1 protein-coding gene is annotated in these 479 nt (G+C 71.0%); it reads left to right on the top strand.

Annotation, left to right across the window (positions count from 1 at the left end):
- Window positions 1-479: SDR family NAD(P)-dependent oxidoreductase (locus ACLD7X_RS18665; protein ID WP_411425173.1), on the top strand; the 479-nt coding region annotated here is incomplete at both ends.

Genomic DNA, 479 nt, shown 5'->3' with positions numbered 1-479 from the left:
CGACCGACGAATTCGGGCGCATCGATATCGTCGTCAGCAATGCCGGCGCGGGCACGCGCGTGCCGATGCACGAGATCACGGACGCCGAATACCAGCGCGTCTTCGACATCAACGTGAAGGGCTTCGTGGCGCTGTCGCGCGCGGCGCTGCCGGGGATGCGGGCGCGGAAATCGGGGCGCATCATCGCGGTCAGCAGCATCGTGGGCCGCAGCGGCAAGGCCTTCATGTCGCCCTCCCCCACCTATGCGGGCGCGAAGGCGGCGCTGCAGGGCTATGTGCGCGGGCTGGCGCGGGAAGTCGGGCCGCTCGGCATCACCGTCAACGCGGTCTGCCCCGGCTGGGTGGATTGGGGCAGCAAGCACGCCGCGGCGCCGGACAGCGTGCGCAACGACGCCCTCGGACAGATACCGCTCGGCCGCACGGGCAGCGCGGAGGACATCGCCAACGCCATCACCTTCCTCGCCTCCGACCGGGCCAGC

The organism is Aphanothece microscopica RSMan92 (genome assembly GCF_046613545.2).
Taxonomy (GTDB): Bacteria; Cyanobacteriota; Cyanobacteriia; order PCC-6307; family Cyanobiaceae; genus NIES-981.
Note: the sequence above shows the minus strand (reverse complement) of the source record. Positions and strands in the feature narration are given on the sequence as shown.